Source organism: Microcoleus sp. S13_B4 (genome assembly GCF_036700885.1).
Taxonomy (GTDB): domain Bacteria; phylum Cyanobacteriota; class Cyanobacteriia; order Cyanobacteriales; family Microcoleaceae; genus Microcoleus.
The window spans coordinates 1-2,002 of the sequence record NZ_JAUBPU010000139.1 but is presented as its reverse complement, the minus strand read 5'-3'; the positions used below and the strand labels follow the sequence as shown (position 1 = coordinate 2,002).

At 45.2% G+C, this 2,002-nt stretch carries 3 protein-coding genes; all 3 read right to left on the bottom strand.

Annotated features, from left to right (window positions below; translation table 11 throughout):
* Positions 1-50: 50 nt before the first annotated feature.
* The gene (locus tag QT994_RS27570) at positions 51-923 is read right to left on the bottom strand and encodes a reverse transcriptase N-terminal domain-containing protein (RefSeq protein ID WP_333180294.1); all 873 of its coding nucleotides are present in this window, start codon (positions 921-923) and stop codon (positions 51-53) included.
* A 272-nt stretch (positions 924-1,195) separates the two neighbouring features.
* Complete coding sequence (locus QT994_RS27565; RefSeq protein ID WP_333050788.1) at positions 1,196-1,351, bottom strand: hypothetical protein; 156 nt, start codon at positions 1,349-1,351, stop codon at positions 1,196-1,198.
* Positions 1,352-1,446: 95 nt separating this feature from the next.
* Entirely contained in the window at positions 1,447-1,752 is a 306-nt protein-coding gene (locus QT994_RS27560; protein ID WP_333180291.1) for a competence protein CoiA family protein, read from the bottom strand.
* Positions 1,753-2,002: the final 250 nt, after the last annotated feature.

Below are 2,002 nucleotides of genomic sequence, written 5' to 3'. Positions count from 1 at the left end.
GGAGATTGAGGATAGGTTTGGACACTAACCTAGAGAAGTCACCTCCTCACTCACAACATGCGACATCGTGTCGCGCTCACCATATCATCCGCATAACGGATTGATGTTTCGACAATGTTTGACGCTGGGGTTTTGCCAGTTATTCTAAATCCATCCTTATGGTATCTGTGAATACTTTCAATCCCGTTAAGAGCGATGTTGGCTAATAGGGGACTCACCACCCCACCTTGAGGAGTTCCTTGTTCCGGGAAATCGGGGTTGACCCCAGCTTTTAGGCATCGGAAGATTCCGAGCTTGATACCTTTGGGCGCAATTAAGTTGTCCATTATGGTGGTGTGACTAATCCTGTCGAAGCATTTTTCTATGTCGAGTTCGATCACTCGTTTTTCCATTCCATTACAGTAGCTTCTTAGATTGTTGAACAGGATTTTCTGTGCATCGTGCGCGGAGCGTCCGGCTCTGAACCCGTAGCTGTAAGCATGGAATGTTGCTTCGTGTGCTGGTTCTAAAGCGTATTTAGCGAGGCATTGCCAAGCTCTATCCGCGATAGTTGGGATTTTTAGCATTCTGGTTGTCCCGTCCTTTTTTGGGATTGGGATTTCCCGTAGTCCTTGATGATGCCAATTACCTGCCGACTCTTTAAGTATTGTTTCTAGGTAGAAACGTCCTGTAAAGCCGAGAGATTTTACACCGTCAACACCTGCTGTTTTCTTGCCAGCGTTTAGCTGTGTTACTTGTCGAATTGCTAGGAATCTAGCAGCTTTGGATTTCAGAATAAGTCTTTGCAGAGACTGCGCTTTCCGCTTGTTTCCTGCTTGAACCGCTTTGAACACTCTCTTTTGTAGGCGAAATAAATCTTTGCGGAACTTCTTCCACGGTAGATTCTTCCAAGATTCACTGGTATTACTACTGTGTCTAATCATGCTCTGCTCTGTTGAGTGTTTTCTGAATACCTTGCGAAAATTACTTCGCATCCTACCCGTCTTGAGAGAGTTCCGTATCTCATCTTACCTACATGGAAATCGACGTATCCATGACTCTCAAGTCGTTTTTATTCGTTCCCTCAGATGATTGATTGTTCCGTTAGGTGTAGCCAATTTAACTATCAGAAACCCAAGATTCTGGACGCTATTGTGGAAATGATGCGTCGGGCTTTAGCTCTGATGAGGTCAGGGTTTTTTAAGTTATGCCCTGCCTAAGTGTAAGTTACTTTTTTAGGCTCGGTTTCACCGTAGGAACTCCCTGTTAGCACCAGTGTCAGCCCATAACAGCCGTCTGATTGTGCCCTGTTCCCAGCTTCACTCTCCAAGAATTGAGCTTGGTCGGTGTGAGCAGATAAGGAGTCACGCATGAATCTTGCGGGAAGGACTTGCACCTTCATCAATCTGAGAGTTCAGTGCTCAACCTAGGGGTCAAGTTTCACTGGATTAGTTATTTACGGATTGATTACCGAGATTCACTAATCAACGAATCGCACTTCCACAGCACTTTCAACTGTTCCAATTCCTCACCCTTAAGCTGGATGGTGAAGTTTTCATAGAGGGGCAGCGATGGGAAAGCTTTGGTTTTAATCCGCTGACTGACGAACTTGCAAGTTTTTTCACTGTGTGCGAAGTGATGTTCTTTCACTGACCCCTTTTTTGCTGTCAATCCGCCACCGCAGTAGAGACAAGTTAGCTGAGTTTTTCCGCGCACAACTTCATCAATGCTCGTCAGTTCGCCGCTGAGAGCAACACCGTATTTAAGCCACATTGTCTGTCAATTCTCCTTTGAGCCGGTTTTGGAGATGCACCTGCTCCACACGATCGAGAATTGTAACAAATCCAGGGGTGAGGGCTTCTGCCGGGCGGGGAGAAAGCGATCGGCACTCGATGCTCTTGATGCGTGACTTTCATCCTTGCATCCCAAATCCAAAATCTAAAATCTATAGTCATTTCAAATAAGTATGAGACTATTTAAAAATGAGGTAAAATTAATAAGAATAGTCAACCCGGTAGGAAAA